At 71.5% G+C, this 21,526-nt stretch carries 20 protein-coding genes; 7 read left to right on the top strand and 13 right to left on the bottom strand.

Annotated features, from left to right (window positions below; translation table 11 throughout):
• Positions 1 to 124 precede the first annotated feature (124 nt).
• On the top strand, positions 125 to 2,677 hold the full coding sequence (locus ACQF4J_RS16360; RefSeq protein WP_427165924.1) for an ATP-binding protein: 2,553 nt from the start codon (positions 125 to 127) through the stop codon (positions 2,675 to 2,677).
• Positions 2,678 to 2,741: 64 nt separating this feature from the next.
• On the opposite strand, the gene nucS is transcribed toward ACQF4J_RS16360, so the two are convergent.
• Positions 2,742 to 3,413, bottom strand: a complete 672-nt coding sequence (gene nucS / locus ACQF4J_RS16355) for an endonuclease NucS (RefSeq protein WP_351561454.1) — start codon at positions 3,411 to 3,413, stop codon at positions 2,742 to 2,744.
• A gap of 255 nt (positions 3,414 to 3,668) precedes the next feature.
• Between nucS and ACQF4J_RS16350 the strand changes: the two genes are divergently transcribed.
• Positions 3,669 to 4,061: an SCO5389 family protein gene (locus tag ACQF4J_RS16350; RefSeq protein ID WP_351561457.1), complete on the top strand. Its 393-nt coding sequence runs from the start codon at positions 3,669 to 3,671 to the stop codon at positions 4,059 to 4,061.
• A gap of 82 nt (positions 4,062 to 4,143) precedes the next feature.
• Here the strand turns inward: ACQF4J_RS16350 and ACQF4J_RS16345 are convergent, their stop codons facing one another.
• Positions 4,144 to 5,172, bottom strand: coding sequence for an LLM class flavin-dependent oxidoreductase (locus tag ACQF4J_RS16345; RefSeq protein WP_351561460.1), 1,029 nt, complete (start codon positions 5,170 to 5,172; stop codon positions 4,144 to 4,146).
• A 220-nt stretch (positions 5,173 to 5,392) separates the two neighbouring features.
• Between ACQF4J_RS16345 and ACQF4J_RS16340 the strand changes: the two genes are divergently transcribed.
• Positions 5,393 to 5,734, top strand: a complete 342-nt coding sequence (locus ACQF4J_RS16340) for an ATP/GTP-binding protein (RefSeq protein ID WP_351561463.1) — start codon at positions 5,393 to 5,395, stop codon at positions 5,732 to 5,734.
• Between the two features lie 16 nt (positions 5,735 to 5,750).
• Here the strand turns inward: ACQF4J_RS16340 and ACQF4J_RS16335 are convergent, their stop codons facing one another.
• From ACQF4J_RS16335 to mce, 7 genes are all read right to left on the bottom strand, one after another.
• Complete coding sequence (locus ACQF4J_RS16335) at positions 5,751 to 6,629, bottom strand: ABC transporter permease (protein ID WP_351561466.1); 879 nt, start codon at positions 6,627 to 6,629, stop codon at positions 5,751 to 5,753.
• Positions 6,626 to 8,047, bottom strand: a complete 1,422-nt coding sequence (locus ACQF4J_RS16330) for an ATP-binding cassette domain-containing protein (RefSeq protein WP_427165923.1) — start codon at positions 8,045 to 8,047, stop codon at positions 6,626 to 6,628. Before ACQF4J_RS16330 ends, ACQF4J_RS16335 begins: the two co-directional genes overlap by 4 nt.
• 114 nt (positions 8,048 to 8,161) lie before the next feature.
• On the bottom strand, positions 8,162 to 8,932 hold the full coding sequence (locus ACQF4J_RS16325) for an ABC transporter permease (RefSeq protein ID WP_427165921.1): 771 nt from the start codon (positions 8,930 to 8,932) through the stop codon (positions 8,162 to 8,164).
• Between the two features lie 2 nt (positions 8,933 to 8,934).
• Entirely contained in the window at positions 8,935 to 9,891 is a 957-nt protein-coding gene (locus ACQF4J_RS16320) for an ABC transporter ATP-binding protein (protein WP_351803658.1), read from the bottom strand.
• 108 nt (positions 9,892 to 9,999) lie between these two features.
• Positions 10,000 to 10,935, bottom strand: a complete 936-nt coding sequence (locus tag ACQF4J_RS16315) for a cellulose-binding protein (protein ID WP_351561478.1) — start codon at positions 10,933 to 10,935, stop codon at positions 10,000 to 10,002.
• Between the two features lie 184 nt (positions 10,936 to 11,119).
• Complete coding sequence (scy, locus tag ACQF4J_RS16310; RefSeq protein WP_351561481.1) at positions 11,120 to 15,001, bottom strand: polarized growth protein Scy; 3,882 nt, start codon at positions 14,999 to 15,001, stop codon at positions 11,120 to 11,122.
• Positions 15,002 to 15,211: 210 nt separating this feature from the next.
• Positions 15,212 to 15,652 carry a methylmalonyl-CoA epimerase gene (mce, locus tag ACQF4J_RS16305; protein WP_351561489.1) on the bottom strand — a complete coding sequence of 147 codons (441 nt, stop codon included), beginning with the start codon at positions 15,650 to 15,652 and terminating at the stop codon, positions 15,212 to 15,214.
• Between the two features lie 148 nt (positions 15,653 to 15,800).
• On the opposite strand from mce, the gene ACQF4J_RS16300 reads away from it, so the two are divergent.
• Positions 15,801 to 17,003, top strand: coding sequence for an acetyl-CoA C-acetyltransferase (locus tag ACQF4J_RS16300; RefSeq protein ID WP_351561492.1), 1,203 nt, complete (start codon positions 15,801 to 15,803; stop codon positions 17,001 to 17,003).
• Between the two features lie 37 nt (positions 17,004 to 17,040).
• Positions 17,041 to 17,997, top strand: a complete 957-nt coding sequence (gene meaB / locus ACQF4J_RS16295) for a methylmalonyl Co-A mutase-associated GTPase MeaB (RefSeq protein WP_427165918.1) — start codon at positions 17,041 to 17,043, stop codon at positions 17,995 to 17,997.
• Positions 17,998 to 18,061: 64 nt separating this feature from the next.
• Here the strand turns inward: meaB and ACQF4J_RS16290 are convergent, their stop codons facing one another.
• The 4 genes from ACQF4J_RS16290 to ACQF4J_RS16275 form a co-directional block, all read right to left on the bottom strand.
• Complete coding sequence (locus ACQF4J_RS16290) at positions 18,062 to 18,538, bottom strand: MarR family winged helix-turn-helix transcriptional regulator (protein ID WP_200699370.1); 477 nt, start codon at positions 18,536 to 18,538, stop codon at positions 18,062 to 18,064.
• A 95-nt stretch (positions 18,539 to 18,633) separates the two neighbouring features.
• On the bottom strand, positions 18,634 to 19,431 hold the full coding sequence (locus tag ACQF4J_RS16285) for an AIM24 family protein (RefSeq protein WP_351561632.1): 798 nt from the start codon (positions 19,429 to 19,431) through the stop codon (positions 18,634 to 18,636).
• A 2-nt stretch (positions 19,432 to 19,433) separates the two neighbouring features.
• The gene (locus tag ACQF4J_RS16280; RefSeq protein WP_351561499.1) at positions 19,434 to 20,084 is read right to left on the bottom strand and encodes an AIM24 family protein; all 651 of its coding nucleotides are present in this window, start codon (positions 20,082 to 20,084) and stop codon (positions 19,434 to 19,436) included.
• Position 20,085: 1 nt separating this feature from the next.
• Positions 20,086 to 20,718, bottom strand: coding sequence for an AIM24 family protein (locus tag ACQF4J_RS16275; RefSeq protein WP_351561502.1), 633 nt, complete (start codon positions 20,716 to 20,718; stop codon positions 20,086 to 20,088).
• A gap of 114 nt (positions 20,719 to 20,832) precedes the next feature.
• Here ACQF4J_RS16275 and ACQF4J_RS16270 point away from each other — a divergent pair, with 114 nt between their 5' ends.
• Positions 20,833 to 21,177, top strand: a complete 345-nt coding sequence (locus ACQF4J_RS16270) for a DUF3817 domain-containing protein (RefSeq protein ID WP_351561504.1) — start codon at positions 20,833 to 20,835, stop codon at positions 21,175 to 21,177.
• Positions 21,174 to 21,467 (top strand): MTH1187 family thiamine-binding protein, encoded by a 294-nt coding sequence (locus tag ACQF4J_RS16265; protein ID WP_427165916.1) that lies wholly within the window; start codon positions 21,174 to 21,176, stop codon positions 21,465 to 21,467. The genes ACQF4J_RS16270 and ACQF4J_RS16265 overlap by 4 nt, the downstream gene beginning before the upstream one ends.
• The last annotated feature ends 59 nt before the right edge of the window (positions 21,468 to 21,526 follow it).

Genomic DNA, 21,526 nt, shown 5'->3' with positions numbered 1-21,526 from the left:
GGGTTCGGCTGCCCGCCGCCAGCGAAACCCTCGAGCGGGCACCGGACCAGAAGCGACAGCGGAGTGTGCGACAAGGCCGGGAGGGGCTGTATCGGCACACGATCGCTTTTGGGGGGCTTGACCTATGGACCCGAACAACCGGGGACCCGAGGGCTACGGCCATGACGGCGAGACCGGTGCGTCGCGCCAGCGCCCGCCCAGGGACCCCCTCACACCCGACTTCGGACAGCACACGCCCGCGCTCGCCCGCACGGTGCAGCTCGTCACGGGCGACCACCTGCTCACCGTCAATCCCGTCGACGGCAGCGAGATAGAGGCCTGCCCGCCCGGGGAGCGGCCGGCCCGGCCCGAGAAGCTCACCGCGGCCGAGCGCGCCGAGGCGGCCCGCGCCGCCCGGGCGCCCGTCCCGCCGGGACCGGCCCTGCCCGTCCTGCCGCTCCTGGAACGCCAGGACGAGCGCGAGGGTCTGGTCCGCCTGCTCGCCCGCGGCCGCTCCGTACGCCTCACCGGCCCCGCCGGCTCGGGCCGCACCGCCCTGCTCGACCTGGTCGCGGAGGACTGCGCGGACCTCGCCCCCGACGGCGTCGTCCGCCTCAGCGGCTTCCACCGCAGCGCCGAAGAGCTGCTCCACGACCTCTTCTACGCCGTGTACAGCGCGCCCCTGTACCGCCCGGAGCGGGAGGAACTGCTCGCCCTCGTCCGGGAGGTCGGCGCGGTCGTCGTCCTGGACGACATCGAGTTCGGCGGCGCCGCCCTCGACGAACTGCTCGACGCGACGCCCGAGTGCGCCTTCGTCATCGGCGCCACGCCCGACGTGCCCGCGCCCTCCGCCGACTCCGCCATCGAGGAGATCTTCCTCGGCGGCCTGGAGCGGGCGGGCGGCGTCGACATCATCGAGCGCGTCGTCGGCCGGGTGCTCACCGAGGAGGAGGCCAACTGGGCCGGCGACCTCTGGTTCGAGTCCGAGGGCCTGCCGCTGCGGTTCGTCCAGGCCGGCGCCCTGCTGCGGCAGCGGGACCAGCAGCGGGCCGGGGCCGGCGCAGTGGACGAGTTCGGCGTCTTCGCCGACTCGCTGCCCGTGGACGCGCCCTTCGACGCCCCGTTCGACGCCGAGGAGGACGCCGTACCGCTGCCCTCGCTCGGCGAGGCCGCCGCGCCCGCCCCGCTGCTGGCCGCCCGGCTGAGCCCGTCGGCCCGGGCGACCCTGCGTTTCGCGGTCGCCCTCGGCGGCGAGGTGCCCCACCAGGCCCACCTGCCGGCGCTCGTCGGAGACACCCACGCGGACGCCGCCCTCGGCGAGCTGGCCTCCTGCGGCCTGGTCTCCCCGGTCGGCTCCCGCTACCGGCTCGCCGCCGGAGTGCTCCAGCAGCTGGAGGCCGCCGGATACAACGACGACATCGCGGCCCGCGCGCTGACCGCCGCCCAGCACTACGCCTGGTGGGCCGGGCATCCGTCGGTCACCCCGGACCGGGTGTGCGCCGAGGCCGACGCCCTGCTCGCCGCCCTCGGCGTCCTGGTGCCGGCCACCACCCCGCCCGCGGAGGACGAGGAGGCCGTCACCGTCCAGCTGGCCCGCACGGCCGCGCCCGCCTTCGCCGCGGGACTGGACTTCAGCGCCTGGGAACGCGCCCTGCGCGCCGGTGCCGAGGCCGCCCGGCTGGCCGGAGAGGTGTCCGAACAGGCCTACTTCCACCACGAGCTGGGCGTCCTCGCGCTCTGCGCCGGGGAGTTCGACCGGGCCCGCGCCGAGCTGGAGACCTCCCTCGGTCTGCGCGGCGCGACGTCCGACAAGCGCGGCACGGTCGCCGCCCGGCGTGCCCTCGCCCTGGTCGCCGACCGCACCGGCACGGCGCCGGGTCTCGTCTCGACGGCCGGCGAGGAGGTGCCGGACGCCCGCTACGAGGAGTCCCAGTCGCCGCCGGGCGGCGTACCGGCGGTCCTCCCGGGCTTCCCGCCCGCCCGGCCGCCGGCCCCCACCACGGGTGAGGGCGCGACGATCGTCGTCAACCGATCCGCCTCGTCCGGCGGGCACCCGCCCAAGACCCACCGTGCGGGCATCAGGGGTCTCGCCCGCCGCAACCTGGTGGCGGCCGGCGCGGGCGCACTGCTCGTCGCCGTGCTGGGCACGGTGGTCACGCTCGGCGCGACCTCCAACAACGACGCCAACAACCCCTCCGACAAGGTCGGCGTGAACCCGTCCGCCAGCCAGGGCGTCGACGACGGCTCCCTCGGCGCGGACAAGCCGAAGACCGACAAGGGCGGCGGCGACACCGGCACGGCCACGAGCAGGCCGACGGATCCGGGGCCCGACGGCACCTACGGCACCTCGGACGACCCGACGCCGCCGTCCGACACCGGCAGCACGCCGTCGGACCGGCCCAGCGGCACGAAGGGCTCGGGCGGCGGTTCGACGAGCTCGCCGTCCAAGTCGCCGTCGAAGCCGCCCTCGTCACCGTCGACCTCGCCGAAGCCGAGCACCTCGTCTTCGAGCCCGTCGACGTCGCCGAGCACCTCGACGTCGCCCTCGCCGTCGACGTCGTCGACGGCGCAGCCCCCGTCCACCTCTACCTCGGCCAGCGGCCCGGCTTCCGGCGCCCCGGCGTCCTCCACCGCCCCGGCCCAGACGAGCGGTTCGGCGAGCGCGCCCGCGACCGGCAGCTCGGGCGCGGTGATCTGAGGCAGGCACACCGAAGGGGCGGGGTTCCACCAGGAACCCCGCCCCTTCGCCGTACCGCCGCCGCTCAGAACAGCCGCAGCTTGTCGTCCTCGATGCCGCGCAGCGCGTCGTAGTCCAGCACCGCGCAGCCGATCCCGCGGTCCGTGGCGAGGACGCGGGCCTGCGGCTTGATCTCCTGTGCCGCGAAGATGCCGCGGACCGGGGCCAGATGCGGGTCGCGGTTCAACAGCTCCAGATAGCGGGTGAGTTGCTCCACGCCGTCGATCTCGCCGCGCCGCTTGATCTCCACCGCCACGGTCCGTCCCTCGGCGTCCCGGCACAGGATGTCGACGGGGCCGATCGCGGTCATGTACTCGCGCCGGATGAGCGAGTAGCCCTCGCCGAGGGTCTCGATGCGGTCGGCGAGGAGTTCCTGGAGGTGTGCTTCCACGCCGTCCTTGATCAGGCCCGGGTCGACGCCGAGTTCGTGCGAGGAGTCGTGGAGGATCTCCTCCATCGTGATGATGAGTTTCTCGCCCGCTTTGTTGATCACGGTCCAGACGCCCCCGTCGTCGCCCGCGCCCTCCTTCAGAGTGCAGGGCGGTGACATCCAGTTCAGGGGCTTGTAGGCACGGTCGTCCGCGTGGATCGACACACTGCCGTCCGCCTTCACCAGGATCAGGCGGGGCGCCGAGGGGAGATGGGCGGTGAGCCGGCCCGCGTAGTCGACGGAGCATCGGGCGATGACGAGACGCATGGTCGGCAACGCTACTCGACGGGCAGGTGTCGACGCGATTCGCCCCAGAAGACGACTGACCGCCCCTGTTCGGTTGTGGCCGATTGTGGGCCTAAAGGGAACCCCCTATGTACGCAATCTCCTGGTGCCGTCACGGTCCGTTGCCTACCGTATAAACGGGAGGTCGCGAGGCGTGTACACAGCGTGTCCGGTATCGCGAACTCCCTCATCTGTCCGGCAACCCCTGTGGACCACAGGGGTGCGAGAGGAGAACCCATGTCGCTCGACGTCTCACCGGCCCTACTCGAGAAGGCCGAGCGAGGCGAGGTCGGCGAAGCAGAATTCGTCGACTGCGTCCGGACCTCCCTGCCCTACGCATGGGAGATGATCAGCTCCCTGGTGGCCCAGCTGAAGGTCGACGGCGGACAGTTCGCCGACAACCAGACGCCCCCGCCGGACGAGCAGGCACGCGGTCAGCTGCTGCGTGCGCTCGCGAGTGACGCGATACGCGGCGCGCTCCAGCGGCACTTCGGTGTCCGGCTGGCTTTCCAGAACTGCCACCGAGTGGCGGTGTTCCCGTTGGACTCGACCGTCGACGAGACGCTGGCGCGCTTCACCTCGGTCCGCAGTCAGCTGCTCAACCAGTCTCCGGAGTTCCGGGACTGCTGAGCGGCATGCCGCTTGCTTGCCGCTCCGTACGCGGGAGGTGCATCAAGTACTGGAGCGGCAAGCCCCATGCCGGACCACGCGGTCAGCCGAGGTGGGGGAGGACCTCGGCACCCAGCCGTCGTACGTTCTCCTCGGTGGCCGCCAGGTCGCCGGAGCCCTCGACCAGCAGGGCGAAGCGGGAGATGCCCGTCCGCTCGCTGGTCGCCGTGAGCCGGTCGACGCACAGCCGCGGCGTGCCCACCGGGTGCAGCCCGCAGAGCAGTTCGGTGTACGCCAGCGGGTCGCGCATCCGCCGGATCCGGCCGTCCACCGTGACATGCGCGTCCAGCCCCTGCTTGAGCCAGGCCGGCATCGCCTTCGTCAGAGCCTCCACCGCGTCCGTGCGCCGGTCCGCGATCTGGCAGACGCCCGCGGAGACGTGGCCGGCGCCCATCACGCGCTCCGGCGGATGCCCGGCCGCGCGCGCCAACTCCCGCCACATGGCGATCATTTCCGCCTTCTCCTCGTCCCCCACATGCATGCCGAGGAGCATCGGCAGGGCGCGCTCGGCGGCCAGCCGCACGCTCTTGGGCGAGGTGCAGGCGACGACGACCTCGGGGCCGTCGGCGTCCGTCAGGGACTCCGACGGCCTGGGCACGACGGGGACTTCACGGAACCGGAACCGGTCCCCGGCCGCCCCGACGGACGGTTCGCGCAGCCAGCGCACCAGCAGATCGAGTGATTCCGGGAACCCCTCCTCGTAGGCCGCGAGACCCGACCCGAACACCTCCAGGTCCACCCACGGTCCGCCGCGCCCCACGCCGAGCGAGAACCGCCCCCCGGAGGTGAGGTGCAGCAGCGCCGCCTGCTCGCCGAGGGCCACCGGGTGGACGGTGGGCAGCACGCTGACCGCCGTGCCCACCCGCAGCCGGCGGGTGCGGCCCAGCAGGAACCCCGCCAGGGTGATCGCCGACGGACAGGTCCCGTACGGCACGAAGTGGTGTTCCGCCAGCCAGACCGAGTCCAGACCGGCCTCCTCGGCGACCTCCGCCGAACGGACCGCGCGGTGCAGCGCCTCCCCATGACCCTGCCCCGGGAACTGGGCCGACAGCACGAAACTTCCAACACGCATTGCTTTTCCTGCTTCCTTGGCTCCGACATGGAGCTCCCCCACACGGCATAACCGTCTGACACGTGCGGGGGTCACGGCCTGGCGAAGAGATTTGCGGATTGTCTGCAGAACGGGCTGTCGCGGGCGGGACCCGGGGGGTCGGTGCCCCACGCGTACCCGGGTTCCGGGACCGTAGGCTGGACACGAACCGTGCTTCCTGTATAGCCCCGTGAGGTGTTCCGTGTCCCCGCGTCGCAACCGACCCAAGGGCTCCGATCCGTCGGGCTCGTCCGGCCGCAGCGCCGAGGACGACCGCCCCGGCCGCTACGGCGGCTGGCAGTCGACGGAGAGCTGGCAGGGCGAGGAGTGGAGCGTGCGGCACGTGGCGGGCGCGAGTGCGCAGGGCAAGACCTACCGCTGCCCCGGCTGCGACCAGATGATCCACTCCGGGGTGCCGCACGTGGTGGCCTGGCCGGAGCACTCGGGCGTCGACGACCGCCGCCACTGGCACAAGGCGTGCTGGAACGCGAAGGACCGCCGCACCACGCGGGTGCAGCGGTCCCGTAACACGCCGAAGTTCTGACGGGGCTCCCGGAGGCTCACACGTCCCGGCTGTTGAGCAGCGCGACCGCGCCGGCGAACGCGGCGGCCGTGACGCCGAGGGCGATCCACAGCGGGTCCCAGCCGCTGGGGCCGCCGGAGTCGCTGAGGGAGTTGGAGTAGAAGACGGCCAGCTGGTTGGGGATCGAGTACTCGAACAGCGCCTGGCGGACGTCCTCCAGCGCCTGCGAGAACATGAACAGCGCGATCACCAGCGGTGCCAGCACCAGGCCGATCATGATCGTGATGGCGCCCGCGGAGTGCCGGATGACCGAGCCGATGACGAGCGAGAGCAGTCCGAGCAGGGCGATGTAGAACGAGATGCCGAGGGTGCCCTTCAGCCATTCCTCGCCGGACGGGGTCCGGGCCGAGCTCAGCATGGACACATCGGCGAGCGCCACGAGCAGCACCGACACGAACGTCACGGTGAAGGCGACCGCGAAGAACACGATCGCCTTCGCCGTGAGCACCCGGGCGCGGGACGGGCACGCGGTCATCGTGGTGCGGATCATCCCGGTGCCGTACTCGGAGGCGGTGGTCAGCACGCCGAGGGTGATGATGCAGATGCTGCCGAGGAGCAGGCCGAAGACACCGAAGGACAGCGGGTTCTCGCCCTCCAGGGTTCCGTCCGACTCGCTGGCGGACACCAGCGCGGCCACCAGCAGGCCGATCCCCACCACGAGCAGCACGAACACGCCGAGCGTCCACATGGTCGACCGGACCGACCTGATCTTCGTCCACTCCGAGGCGATCGCGTGCCCGAGGTGGGTGCGCACCACGGGGATCGGCGAGGTGTAGCCGGGATACGGCGAACCGGGCGCCGCCGCCTGCCAGTCGGGTGCGGCGGCCTGCGGCATCGGGGGCTGCGGGGTGCTCATCGGACGTCCTCGGGCTTGGTCAGGTCGGCGGAGGCGGCGGACTGGACGGGCGCGGGCGCCGCGTCCTGCGGGCCCGCGGCGGCGCTCTGCGGAACGGACGCCTGCGGCGCGCCGGCGGGCGGCGCCGGGACGGCGGGCGTGGCGGAACCTTCCGGCGCCTGCTGCGCGGGGTGCGGCGGCTGCGGCGGCGTGCCGGGGGCCTCGCCGGTCGGTACCGCGGGCACCGGCGGCTGTCCCTGAGGCGCCTGGGACGCCGGCTGGGCGTACGGGTTGCCCTGGCCCGCGGGCGGCGTGGTGGGGGCGCCGTACGGGCTCGCGGGGGGCTGTCCGGCGGCGCCGTAGGGGCCGGGCTGACCGGGCTGCCCCTGCGGCATCGCGAAGGGCTGCCCGCCCTGTCCGGGCGGCGGCGGGGCGTACCAGCCCGGCTGGCCCTGGCCGGGCACCGGCATCGGGGGCTGGGCGCCGGGCGGGAGGGGCTGCATCAGTCCCGCCTTCTGGTCGATCGTGGAGCGGTAGTCGACGGCGGCCTGGGTCATCCGCATGTACGCCTCCTCCAGCGAGGCCTGATGCGGCGACAGCTCCCACAGGCGTACGTCGGTGTCGTGCGCGATGTCGCTGATGCGGGGGAGCGGCAGCCCGGTGATCCGCAGGGCGCCGTCCTGCTCGGGCAGCACGTGGCCGCCCGCCTCGGTCAGCGCGGACGTCAGCTTCTCGCGCAGCTGCGGTTCGGCGTCCGGGGTGCGCACGCGCGCGAAGCCGGCGGAGTTGGCGGCGATGAAGTCCGCCACGCTCATGTCGGCGAGCAGCTGCCCGCGTCCGATCACGATGAGGTGGTCCGCGGTCAGCGCCATCTCGCTCATCAGGTGCGAGGAGACGAAGACCGTACGGCCCTCGGCCGCCAGCGCCTTCATCAGGTTGCGCACCCACAGGATGCCCTCGGGGTCGAGGCCGTTGACCGGCTCGTCGAAGAGCAGCACCTGCGGGTCGCCCAGCAGCGCGGCGGCGATGCCGAGCCGCTGCCCCATGCCGAGCGAGAAGCCCTTGGACCGGCGCCTGGCCACGTCCTGCAGGCCCACCACGCCCAGCACCTCGTCGACCCGGCGGGAGGGGATGCCGGACAGCTGGGCGAGGCTCAGCAGGTGGTTGCGGGCGGACCGGCCGCCGTGCACCGCCTTGGCGTCGAGCAGCGCACCCACCTGACGCGGCGCGTTCGGCAGCTTCGCGTACGGGTAGCCGCCGATCGTCACCTGCCCCGCGGACGGGTTGTCCAGGCCGAGGATCATCCTCATCGTCGTCGACTTGCCGGAGCCGTTGGGCCCCAGGAAGCCGGTGACGGCCCCCGGCCGCACCCGGAACGAAAGGTTGTACACAGCGGTCTTGTCGCCGTAGCGCTTGGTCAGGCCGACTGCCTCGATCATGCTCCGCACCCATCGAAAGGTTCAGGACAGCGGGGCACACGCCCCCGTAAGGGTTAGGAGGATATCGAGGCGCTGACGGTTCCGCTCAAGAGGAGGTAAAAACCGGACCTCGGCTCACGCGTCCCGCCTCCGCAGCAACACGTACCCGCCGAACAGCGCCGCGACCACCCACAGCACCATGACCCCGAGACCGCCCCAGGGGCCGTACGGGGTGTCGTCGTCGATCCTCGGCACCACCTGCATGATCTTGCTGCCCGCCTGGTCCGGCAGGAACCGGCCGATCTTCTTCGTCGCGGAGACGTTCCCCAGGATGTTGGAGATGAGGAAGAAGAAGGGCATCAGGATGCCCAGCGACAGCATCGGCGAGCGCAGCATCGTGGCCACCCCCATCGAGAACACGGCGATGAGGGTCATGTAGAGACCGCCGCCGATGACCGCGCGCAGCACGTGCGGGTCGCCGAGGGCGGTCCTGTGCGAGCCCAGCATCGCCTGCCCGAGGAAGAAGGCGACGAAGCTGGTCGCCATCGACACCACGAGCGCGAGGCCGGACGCCACCCCGATCTTGCCGGCGAGGAAGGTGCCGCGCTGCGGCACGGCCGCCAGCGAGGTGCGGATCATGCCGGTGCTGTACTCGTTCGACACGACCAGCACCCCGAACACGATCATCGCGAGCTGGCCGAGGCTCATGCCGGCGAAACTGATGTAGGTGGGGTCGAAGGACAGCCGGTCCTTCGTGCTCATGTTGTCGAACTCGTGCTTCGTCAGCGCCGAGATCAGCATGCCGAGGGCGATGGTGACGACCACGGCGAGGGAGAGGGTCCACACGGTCGAGGCCACCGACCGGATCTTGGTCCACTCGGACCGCACGACCTGGATCGCCGCCATCCTCAGCTCCTCTCCCAGCCGTCGCCCCAGGCCGGCCGCCGCTCGGCGGGGGCGTCGGAATGCGCGTGGTACTCCACGGACTCGGCGGTCAGCCGCATGAACGCCTCCTCCAGGGACGCCTGCTGCGGGCTGAGCTCGTGCAGCACGATCTGGTGCTGGGCCGCCAGCTCGCCGATCTGCTCGGCCTTCCCGCCGTCCACCTCCAGCGCCCCGCTCCCGGACTCGACGACGGTGACGCCCGTCTCGTGCAGCACGTCGAGCAGCCGCTCGCGCTGCGGGCTGCGGACGCGGACGTAGGACCGCGAGTTCTGCTCGATGAACTCGGCCATGGAGGTGTCCGCGAGCAGCCGCCCCTGACCGATGACGACCAGGTGGTCGGCGGTGAGCGCCATCTCGCTCATGAGGTGGGAGGAGACGAACACCGTCCGACCCTGCGCGGCCAGCGACTTCATCAGGGTCCGGATCCAGTGGATGCCCTCGGGGTCGAGGCCGTTGACCGGCTCGTCGAACATCAGGATCCGCGGATCGCCGAGCAGCGCGCCCGCGATGCCGAGCCGCTGCCCCATGCCCAGGGAGAACCCCTTGGCCTTCTTCCTCGCCACGCCGGTGAGACCGACGGTGTCCAGCACCTCCGCCACCCGGCCGCGCGGGATGCCGTTGCTCTGCGCGAGGCAGAGGAGGTGGTTGTAGGCGCTGCGCCCGCCGTGCATCGCCTTCGCGTCCAGCAGGGCGCCGATGTACTTCAGGGGGTCCTTGAGACGGTCGTAGTGCTTGCCGTCGATACGGACGTCTCCCGCCGTCGGACGGTCCAGACCGAGCATCATGCGCATCGTCGTCGACTTGCCGGCGCCGTTGGGCCCCAGGAACCCGGTGACCATGCCCGGTCTGACGGTGAAGGTCAGGTTGTTGACCGCCACCTTCTCGCCGTAACGCTTCGTCAGGCCCGCCAGCTCGATCATGCGGCCACGCTAAGACGCCTGCAGGGCCGGTGCCACCCGAGGGCCGCGGGCACGGCGAAGGCCCGCACCTTCGGGGGAGACGGTGCGGGCCTTCGAACGTACTGCTGGTTACCGGGACTGCTGAGCCGGAACCCCACGGGAGATCGGCTCGTCGTCGGCCGGCGTGCCGGCGGCGGCCACCGCGGCGCCCGTGAGCGTCGCGAGCATCTCGCGGACGTTCGTCAGCTGGGCGTTGATGCTGTCGCGGCGGTTGGTGAGGGCGGCCAGCTCGCGCTCGGATTCCGAACGGATCCGGTCGGCCTTGGCGTTGGCGTCCGCCACGATGTCCTCGGCCTGACGCTGGGCCGTCTCCACCGTCTGGCGGGCGCGGCGCTCGGCGTCCGTGCGCAGCTTCTCCGCCTCCAGGCGCAGCTGCTCGGCGCGGTGCTCGATCTCGGCGAGGCGCTTCTCCGCCTTGGCCTGGCGCGAGGCCAGGTCGCGCTCCGACTGCTCGCGGCGCTTGGCGAGGTTCGTCTCGAAGTCCGCGGCGGCCTGCGCGGCCTTGGCACGGGTCTCCTCGAAGAGGGCGTCCGCCTCCTCGCGCTTCGACTGCGCGTCCTTCTGGGCGTCGGAACGCAGCTGAGAGGCGTCGCTCTTGGCCTTCTCGACGATCCGGACGCCCTCGTCCTCGGCCTTGGCCTTGCGCTCCGCCGCGAACGATTCTGCGTCGTTGCGGACCTGCTGGGCCGCCGACTCGGCCAGCTCGCGGTGCTGCTCGGCGGCGCGCCGGGCCTCCTCGCGCAGGTCCTTGGCCTCTTCCTCGGCGAGGCGGAGGATCTTCTCGACGCGGGCGCCGAGACCGGCGTAGGACGGCTCGGCGTCGCTCACGGCGGCCTGGGCGTTCTGCGTCTCGAGGTGGAGCTCCTCGATGCGCTTTTCCAGAGCGGTGATGCGGGCGAGAGCGCTGTCACGGTCGGAGACGAGCTTGGAGATGCGTTCGTCCACCTGAGCGCGGTCGTACCCACGCCGCACAAGCTCGAAGCCGTAGGGGGAAGTGTCGCTCATGGGGTTCCTGTCAAATGAGACCGGTGAGGTGATAGGGGGAATCCTAGGGGCCGAAGCGGTGTGTCATCGAGCGGATACGTGTTTGATCTGGAGAATGACACCCCTTTTGAGTGGCTGACCCCCGGACGGCTTGCCAAAAATGTGGTCAAAGGCCCCTGACCGCATCGCAATTCGAACCGGTCGGTCAGCCGTCCGAAGGCTTGCCACCCGAACGAGGGGCTCCGACCGCGGCGCCCGCCTTGACCCCCGCGTCCTTGCCCGCCGACGGTGCCTCGAAAGACTCCAACGCCTCCAGGACGTCCTGGACACGGGAGATCTCGGCCTGGATGTCCTCGCGCCGGCGCACCAGGATCTCCAGCTCCCGCTTGCCCTCCTCGACCGTGGCCTTGGCCTCGCGGATCGCCTCCGCCTTGAGCTCCTCGGCCTCCCGCACGAGCGCCGACTTCTTCTGCTCGGCCTCCTTCAGCAGGCCCTCGGCCTTCTTCACGGCGGCGATACGGACCTTGCCGGCCTCGGAGTTGGCCTCCGACACCAGCTCCTTGGCCTTCGCCTGGGCCTTGGCGAGCTGCTCCTCGGCGGCCTTGATGAGCGCGTCGCAGCGGTCGCCGGTGGACTTCATCGTCTCGGCGGCCTCGCGGCGGGCCCGCTCGTGCAGGGCCTCGATCTCGCCGGTGATGCGGTCGCGCAGCTCCTCCGCGCGCTCCCGGATCTGCGTGGCGTCGCGACGGGCACCGACCAGCAGCTCGTCCGCGTCCGTACGGGCCTTCTCCACCAGCGAGTTGCCCTCGACCGTCGCCTCCGACACCAGCCGGTCGGCCTCCTTGCGGGCCGCGCCCACCATGGTGTCGGCCCGCGTCTCCGCCTCGGCGGTCGTCTTGTGCGCCTGCTGCTGCGCCTCGGTGAGCAGCTTGTCGGCCTCGGCCGTGGTCTCCGTGATGAGCGTGTCGACCTGCTCCGCCACGTCCTGGCGCCGCTTGTTGGCCTCCTTGCGGGCCTCGTCCAGGGTGCGCTCGGCCTCCTCGCGCGCGGAGTTGACCAGCCGCTCGGCCTCCGCCGCCGCCTCGGCCCTGACCCGCTGGGACTCGCTGCGGATCCGCTCGGCGTGCTGCTGGGCGGAGCCCACGGTCTCGGCGGCCTCCGCGCGCAGCCGCTCGGCGTCGCCGGTGGCGTCCGCGATGAGCTTCTCGGCCTTGGCGACCGCCTCGACCCGCGTCCGCTCGGCCTCGGCGACGGTGTCGGTGCGCAGCTTGTCGGTGTCCCGGACGGTCTCCGTGGTCAGCCGCTCGGCCTCGTTGCGCGCCTCGGTGATGAGCGTGTCGGCCTGCGTCGCCGCGTCCGACCGGATGCGGTTGGCGTCCTCGCGGGCGTCCGCCCGGGTACGCGCCGCCGCCTGGTCCGCCTCGGCGAGGGCGTCCGAGACCTCCGTACGCACCCGCTGGGCGTGCTCGGCCGCGTCCGAGCGCAGCCGCTCCGCCTCCGCGATCGCCTCCGAGACGGTGCGCTCGGCGAGCGCCTTGGCGGCGTCGGTCTCCTCGGCGGCCTCCCGCCGGATGCGGTTGGCGTCCTCGGTGGCCCGCTCCCGCTCCGCGTAGGCGTCGGCGCGGACCCGGTCCGACTCCTCCTCGGCCTCCCGCCGGGTGCGGTCGGCCGCGTGCTCGGCGGCACTGCGCAGCCCGGTGATCTCCTCCTGGGCCTGCTCGTGCAGCCCGGCCACGGAGTCCCGTACGTGCTGGGCGTGGAGCTCGGCCGCGGACACCATCTCGGTGGCACGCCGGTCGGCCTCCTCGACCAGCCGGACCGCCTCGGTCTGCGCCTCCTCGACCCGGTTGCGGGCGGAGGCCAGCAGCTCCTCGCTCTGCTCGCGGGCCCGGCGGCGCTCCTGGTCGGCCTCGGTGCGCGCGGCGCCGAGGAGCTCCTCGGCCTCGCGGCGGCGCCGGTTGGCCTCCTCCTGGGCCGCGGCCAGCGTCTCCGACGCCTCGGTGCCCAGCCGCTCGGCGGCGGCCTGGGCCTCGGCCCGCACCCGGTCGGCGGTGTCCTGCGCCTCCGACTTCAGCCGCTCGGCCTCGGCCGCGGCCTCCGAACGCAGGCGTACGGCGATGGCCTCGCCCTCCGCCCGGGAGGCCGACGCGTCCGACGCGGCCTCGTCGCGCAGCCGCTGGGCCTCCGCCTCGGCCTGCTGCTGGAGCGTGCGGATCCGCTCGCCGGCCTCGGCGCGCAGCCGGTCGGCCTCCTCGCCGGCCTCGCGGCGGATGCGCCCGGCCTCCTCGCGGGCCTCGGTCAGCGCCCGCTCGGCGGCGGCCAGCCGATCCTCGGCCTCGGACTGCAGGCGCGTCAGCTCCCCGGCGGCCTCCGCGCGCCGGTTCTCTATCGCCCGCTCGGTCTCCTCGCGCAGCTCGCGCGCGGCCCGCTCGGCCTCCGCCCTGATGCCCTCGGCCTGCTCGGTGACCTCCTCGCGGTGCCGCTCGGCCTCCTGACGGGTGCGCTGGAGGGTCTCCTCGGCCTGCCGGCGCAGCGTGGTCGCCCGCTCGATGGCCTCGGTGCGGACCTTCTCGCTATCCGTGGTGGCACTCTGGCGCAGCTCGTCCGCGTCCGCCTTCGCCTTGGACAGCAGCTCCTCGGCGGTCTTGGCGGCCTCCTCGATCTGCGCCACGGCCTCCTTGCGGGCCTCCGCGCGGATCTTCTCGCCCTCGGCGACCGCGTCGGAGCGCAGCTGCTCGGCCTCGCCGCGCAGCCGGCGGGCCTCCTCCTGCAGCTCGACCGTCTTGGCGCGGTACTCCTTGGTGTCGTCCTTGGCCGCGCCCTTGAGCTGCTCGGCCAGGTCGTGCGCCTCGGCACGCAGCCGGTCCGCCTCGGCCTCGGCCTCGGAGCGGATCCGCTCGGCCTCCTCGGCGGCGGCCTTGGTGGTGTTGCGGGCCTCCTCGGAGGCCTTGTTGAGGACGTCCTCGGCGGTCTTGGCCGCCTTCGACAGCTGGGTGGCGCTCTCCTCGGCGGTGATCGTCCGGGCCTTCTCGGCGGCCTCGGCGACGATCCGCTCGGCCTCGGCGCGGGCGTCCGCGACGGCCTGCTCGGCGTCCGCCTTGGTGGACTCGGCCTCCTTGGTGGCCTCCTGGACCAGCCGGGCGACCTGCTCCTTCGCCGTGCGCGTGCGCTGCTCGTTGGCCGACTCGGCGCTGGCGAGGGCCTTCTCGGCCCGCGCGGTCGCCTCGGTGACCAGCTTGTCGGCCTCCGCCTGCGCCTTGCGCAGCGCCTCCTCGGCCTCGGCCATGCGCTGCTCGGCGGTGCGGCTGAGCTCCTGGGCCTGGCGGCGGGCCGAATCCGACTCCGTGGCGGTGGAGTTGCGCAGCTGCTCGGCGTGGTCGGTGGCCTCCTGGGCCTGCGAGGAGGCGGCGTTCAGCAGGCGCTCGGCGTCCGTGCGCGCCCGGCGCAGCAACTGCTCCGCCTCCGCGCGGGCCGACTCGGCCTCGCTCTGCAGCCGCTGCCGGGCCTCCTCGGTCAGCCGCTCGGCCTCCGCGCGGGCGGCCGCCATGGCCTGCTCGGCCTCGGCACGGGACTCGTCCAGCAGCCGACGGGCCTGCGACTCCGTACGGGCGCGCAGCTGCTCCGCCCAGGCCACGTTCTCGTTGACGTGCGACTCGACGGTCTGCCGGCGCTCGGCCAGCTCCTGGTCCAGCTGCTGCCGGCGGGTGACCGCCTCCTGGTGCAGCTCGGCCTGCAGCCGGGCGGCGTTCTCGGCGTGCTCCTGCAGGATGCGCTGGGTCTGGGCCCGCGCCTGGCTCAGCTCGCGCTCGGCCTCCTGGCGCAGCTGGTCGGCCTGCATCTGCGCGTTGCGCAGCAGCTGTTCGGCCTGGTAGCCGAGGTCACCGCCGTCGAAGGCGGGCCGGGACATGATGGTGCGGCGCGCCTCGTGCAGCTTGGCGCGCAGCACCTCGACCTGGTAGCCGAGGTCCTCGGCGTGCTGGATCGCCTTCTCCCGCTCGGTCTTCAGCCGATCCATCTCGGCCTCGAACCGAGAGAGGTGGTCGACGTCAGCCGCCGGCTCTCGCTCCTGGCGTTCGTAGCCCCGCACTGCGCGGTCCCATCCGTCCCCTGGTCGCAAGTCTGGCCATACGAGCTCCGTCCGTCCGACGGACGGAGCCCCCGGGGAATGGTGTCAGATCCGCGGCGGAGCATGGGCTGCTGCCCCAGCGCTCGCCCCCCGAAACCCGGACCCCGGCGTGCGGCCACCCCGGTTCGAGGAGCGACCGCCCCCAACCCTACCGGCCCTTATGTACGGCGGTCAGTGCTCAGGTGACTCAACAGGCGCCGAAGTGACCAGTTCTGTCAGTACGCCGTGACAATCCTTGGGGTGCAGGAACGTGATCCGTGACCCCATGGAGCCACGTCGCGGCTCTTCGTACAGAACGCGTACACCCTTGTCCTTGATGCCGGCGGCCTCGTTGTCGACATCCGCCGTACCGAAAGCGATGTGGTGGACTCCCTCGCCGTTCTTGTCGAGCCACTTGGCGACCGTCGAGTCGGGGCGCGTCGGCTCCAGGAGCTGCAGGTAGGAGGCCCCGCCGTCGGAGGTGTCGTTGATCTTCAGCATGGCCTCGCGGACGCCCTGCTCCTCGTTGACCTCGGAGTGGAACACCTCGAAGCCGTACGTGGCCCGGTAGAACTCGACGGTCTTGTCGAGATCGAAACAGGCGATTCCGATGTGGTCGATTCGCGTCAGCATGTCTGTCAGTGCAGCGCTCTTCGGATGGTTACGCAACGTGCGCGCGATCACACCGACGGCCCGGTGACGGCACGGAGTGCCACTCAGTACATTCGAAGTAAACCCTCGTTCACTCCTCGGCAGTGCAGCCGGAAGGGGATCGCAGCTCATGTCTGGATCGAACAGCACGACCTCGGTGATCGTCGCGGGGGCCCGTACGCCCATGGGACGGCTGCTGGGCTCCCTCAAGTCCTTCTCCGGAGCCGACCTCGGCGGCTTCGCGATCAAGGCCGCCCTCGACCGTGCGGGGATCGGCGGCGACCAGGTGCAGTACGTGATCATGGGCCAGGTGCTCCAGGCCGGGGCGGGGCAGATCCCGGCCCGCCAGGCCGCCGTCAAGGCGGGCATCCCCATGAGTGTCCCGGCGCTCACCGTCAACAAGGTGTGCCTGTCCGGCCTCGACGCCATCGCCCTCGCCGACCAGCTGATCCGCGCCGGTGAGTTCGACGTGATCGTCGCGGGCGGCCAGGAGTCCATGACCAACGCCCCCCACCTGCTGCCGAAGTCCCGCGAGGGCTTCAAGTACGGCGCGATCGAGATGCTCGACGCGATGGCGTACGACGGCCTGACCGACGCCTTCGAGAACATCGCCATGGGCGAGTCCACGGAGAAGCACAACACGCGCCTCGGCATCAAGCGCCCCGAGCAGGACGAGATCGCCGCCCTGTCCCACCAGCGCGCGGCGGCCGCCCAGAAGAACGGCATCTTCGAGGCCGAGATCACCCCGGTCGAGATCCCGCAGCGCAAGGGCGAGCCGGTCGTCTTCAGCAAGGACGAGGGCATCCGCGGCGACACCACCGTGGAGTCCCTGGGCAAGCTGCGCCCGGCCTTCACGAAGGACGGCACGATCACCGCGGGCACGAGCTCCCAGATCTCGGACGGTGCGGCGGCCGTGGTCGTGATGAGCAAGGCCAAGGCGCTGGAGCTGGGCCTGGACTGGATCGCCGAGATCGGCGCCCACGGCAATGTGGCCGGCCCGGACAACTCGCTGCAGTCGCAGCCGTCGAACGCCATCCTGCACGCCCTGAAGAAGGAGGGCCTGAGCGTCGAGGACCTCGACCTCGTCGAGATCAACGAGGCCTTCGCCGCCGTCGCGGTGCAGTCAATGAAGGACCTCGGGGTGTCCACGGAAAAGGTGAACGTCAACGGCGGTGCGATCGCCCTCGGTCACCCGATCGGCATGTCCGGTGCCCGTCTCGTCCTGCACCTGGCCCTGGAGCTCAAGCGCCGGGGCGGCGGTGTCGGTGCGGCCGCGCTGTGCGGTGGCGGCGGCCAGGGTGACGCGCTGATCGTGCGGGTACCCAAGGCCTGAACCCTCTGTCGTACGAACCTCTCTGAACGGAGCTGTGATGCAGGACGTCTCCACACTCGTCGCCCAGGCGAGGGAAGGCCGGCCGCGGGCCGTGGCCCGGCTGATCTCCCTGGTGGAGGGGGCGTCCCCGCAGCTCAGGGAGGTCATGGAGACACTGGCGCCGCTCACGGGCAACGCCTATGTGGTCGGTCTGACGGGCTCGCCCGGCGTCGGCAAGTCCACGTCCACGTCGGCGCTGGTGACCGCGTACCGCAAGCAGGGCAGACGGGTCGGCGTCCTTGCCGTCGACCCGTCCTCCCCCTTCTCGGGCGGCGCCCTGCTCGGCGACCGCGTCCGTATGTCGGAGCACGCGTCCGACCCGGGTGTCTACATCCGCTCCATGGCGACGCGGGGCCACCTCGGCGGACTCGCCTGGGCGGCGCCGCAGGCGATCCGCGTGCTGGACGCGGCGGGCTGCGACGTGATCCTGGTGGAGACGGTCGGCGTCGGCCAGTCGGAGGTGGAGATCGCCTCCCAGGCCGACACCAGCGTCGTCCTCCTGGCCCCCGGGATGGGTGACGGGATCCAGGCGGCCAAGGCCGGAATCCTGGAGATCGGCGACGTCTACGTCGTCAACAAGGCCGACCGCGACGGAGCCGACGCCACCGCCCGCGAGCTCAACCACATGCTGGGCCTCGGTGAGTCCCGCGGCCCCGGCGACTGGCGTCCCCCGATCATCAAGACGGTCGCCGCGCGCGCGGAGGGCGTCGACGAGGTCGTGGAGGCCCTGGAGAAGCACCGCGCGTGGATGGAGGAGCGCGGCGTCCTCGCCGAGCGCCGACTGGTCCGCGCGGCCCGTGAGGTCGAGACGATCGCGGTCACGGCCCTGCGCGAACGCATCGGGGACCTCCACGGCGACCGCCGTCTGAGCGCGCTGGCGGAACGCATCGTCGGCGGCGAACTGGACCCCTATCGCGCGGCGGACGAGCTGGTGGCGGGACTGACCCAGGGCTGAACGCCCCCGCACCGGCGGGCGGAGCCGTGTTCGGACTCCGCCCGCCGGACTGCCGGTCAGCCGCCTAGGGGCGTCCCCGCTGCCCGCGCAGGTGTTCCTGGATGGGCTTGAGGGCCTTGTCGAGTTCCGACAGGGCCTCGGGGGACAGCAGATCGATGAAGTGCCGCCGTACGGACGCCACGTGGTGCGGTGCGACCTTCTGCATCGTCTCCATGCCGTGCTCGGTCAGCACCGCGTACAGGCCGCGCCGGTCGGACTCGCAGTTCTCCCGGCGGACCAGGTTCGCGTTCTCCATGCGGGTGATCTGGTGCGAGAGCCGGCTCTTGGACTGGAGGGTGGCGGACGCGAGGTCGCTCATCCGCATCCGTACGTCCTCCGACTCGGAGAGGTTCACCAGGATCTCGTAGTCGTTCATTGTCAGGCCGAACGGCTGCAGATCCCGTTCGAGCTGGTACGTCAACAGCCTGTTGACCTCCAGGTGTGTGCGCCAGGCGCACTGCTCCGCATCGGTCAGCCAGCGCGTGGCCGTCTCGGTCTCCATGAATGAAGTCTACCTAAGAAGTTGAAAAGCGAACTAGTGAGGGTTTTCGCGTGACGGTGCGCACACGTTCGACGTCACACTCCGCAGACTACCGCTCACAGCCCGAAGCGACGCTGGAGGTCTCCCAGCTGTCCGGGAAGGCGCGGTGCCCCTCCCGGCTGTGAGGGCCCTGTGAAGAGCCCCCCGGAACCGGGTACTCCGGGCTCCTGCGGAACCGCCCCCACGGCCTGCTCCGCCATGAGGGTCTCGGACGACTGGAGCAGGACCGTTCCCGCCCCGACGAACTCGAACTGGTGCTCCTCCCCGGAGGCCCCTCCGAGGCCCGTCATCGCACGTAGGCCGCCCATGAGGCCGGTCATGTAGCCGTGGTCGTAGTGGTGGCACGGAGAGGGGCAGTCGGCCCAGCCGACGAGCGCCTGCGGGTCCACCCGGATCGGGGGTTCCATGAACACCACCGGACCGTTAGATGCGGCCACGAACTTTCCGGTTCCGATGAGTGTCAGAAAACCCGGCACGATCGATTGCTTGAGCGCGAGACTTGGCTGAAAAGCGAGCAAGTTGCCGGAGCGAATGGTCAGGTTGCCGTCGTCCAGGTCGTACGAATTCACGTCGAAGGCCCGGTCGGCGAGGAGCATCTTGCCCGAGCCCTCCGCCACGACCCAGTCGCTCGCGTGCAGAGGCGAATGGAAGGACGTACGGACAAGTCGGTCGAGTCGGCCGTGCCCGACGCCGTTGAACTCCATCGAGCCGTAGTAGGCGATCATCTTCCCCTTCTGCAGGAACCACTGGCTCCCCTTGAGCTCGACGCAGAAGGTGTACTTGTTGACGTTGTCGTCGACCGGCAGGGTCATGGGGTCGTAGACCGTCGGGCCGCCGCCCGGAGCCCCGTACATGCTCACAGCTTCTCCTCCGAGGCCTGGACGTACACCGTGCCGCTTCCGCTGAGCTCGAGCTGGAAGGCCTCGCCGGAGCCGCGGCCCACCATGTCGCGCCAGCCGAGGGCGGCCGACAGCTTGTTGCGCACGTCCCCGTAGTGGGCGACGTACGCCTGCGGGTCGACGTGCACGGCCCGCCCCGGGGTGATCGGCACCTCGAAGACCCCGCCGTGCGCCATGACCGCCACCGCGCCATGCCCCTTCAGGGTCGTGGTGAACAGCCCCTGCCCGGTGACCTGCCCGCGCACCATGCCCATGACCCCGCCCTGCGAGCCCATGAACATCGTGCCCTGCTCGAGCGTGCCCTCGAAGGCGAGCAGCCGGTCCGCCTCCACGTACAGGGTGTCCCCGGTGAGGTCGATGACCTGGACGTGGTGGCCGCCGTGCCCGAACAGCACGGTCCCGCTGCCCTCGACGCTCATCAGCGGTGTGGCCTCGTTGGCCACCCGGCGGCCGATCATCGACATGATCCCGCCCTGGCCGCCCTGCATGTTGGGCGTGAAGGACACCTCGCCCTTGTACGCGAGCATCGCGCCGCGCTGACTGAACAGCCGCCGGCCCGGCACCACCGTGGCCTCGATCATCTTGGAGTTGATCTCCCGGAAGCCCATGTCAGACGTCCCCCGCGATCGTGTTCCGCTCGCTCGGCTGCACGTACACCAGCCCGTCCCCCTCGAACCGGATCTGGAAGGCCTCCCCGCCGCCCTCCCCGAGAAGGGTGCGGAAGGTCACACCGGACTGGAAGGACTGCCGCAGGTTCCCCTGGTGCGCGATGTACGCGCCGGGGTCGACGATCAGCGGGTACTGCGCGCTCACGCGCAGCACCACCGCCGGCCCGTCGGACATGATCGCCGCCTGTCCGTGCCCCTCGACGGTGGTCGTGAACAGCCCGTTCCCCTGGGAGGCCCCGCGCAGACCGGTGAAGGTCGTGCCGGTCCGCAGCCCCGCGTCCGTGGCGAGCAGATTGCTCGACTCCACGAACAGCTTGTCGCCCTGCAGGCTGACCAGGTTGATCTCGGACGCGCGGTCGGCGAACCAGCAGGTCCCCTGCCCCCGCACCTCCATCACGGTCATCTGCTCACCGGTGAGGCGCCGCGTCACCATCCCCCGCAGCCCCTCCCCACCGCCACTGAGCTTCTTGAACGCCATCTGACCGTCGTACGCGACCATCGAGCCGTTCTTCGCCTTGACGGCGTCTCCGGTCATGTCGACGGCGAGCACCTTGGTGCCTTGAAGTCGGAACATCGCCACGGTGTGAAGGTAACCCCCCGACCCACATCCGCTCGTCCCTTTGTCACAATGGGGAACGCTTGTGCATCCGTTCACAAAGAGCGACCTGTCTCCCACCGAAGGTGACCCGTGGACCTCAAGACCGCCACCGCCCTCCGACGCCTCCGACTCGTCTCGGCTCCCGAGGCCGTTTCCTTCCTGCTCCTGCTGCTCTGCTCGGTACTGAAGCGGACGACGGACTTCAACGCGGTGCCGGTGATGGGCATGGTCCACGGCGTTCTCTTCATCCTGTACGTGATCTTCTGGGCGGACGCCTGGAACCGCGCCAAGTGGCCGCTGCGGACCGCCGCCCTCTACTTCGTCCTCTCCGTCCTGCCGACCGGCGGGTTCTTCGCGGAGCGCAAGCTCAAGCGGGCCGCCGAGGACGAGGTCATCGCCTCCCGCGCCCGCGCGGAAGGGATCGTGAACGCATGATCGTCGCCTTCTCCGTGACCCCGCTCGGGGTCGGCGAGGACGTCGGGGAGTACGTCGCCCACGCCGTCCGCGTGGTCCGCGAGTCCGGCCTGCCCCACCGGACCGACGCGATGTTCACCAGCATCGAGGGCGAGTGGGACGAGGTGATGGACGTGGTCAGACGGGCCGTGGCCGCCGTGGAGGAACGCGCGCCCCGCGTCTCCCTGGTCCTCAAGGCGGACATCCGCCCAGGCGTGACCGACGGCCTCACCTCGAAGGTCGAGACGGTGGAACGCCACCTGGCCCAGTAGGAAGCGCCACCCCCGGCCCGCAGGGGCCGGGGTTTTTCGTATCCCCCCTTTGAGCGATC

It is taken from the genome of Streptomyces sp. C1-1, from assembly GCF_050214755.1.
Classification (GTDB): Bacteria; Actinomycetota; Actinomycetes; order Streptomycetales; family Streptomycetaceae; genus Streptomyces.
This window is presented reverse-complemented; position numbering and strand designations above follow the sequence as displayed.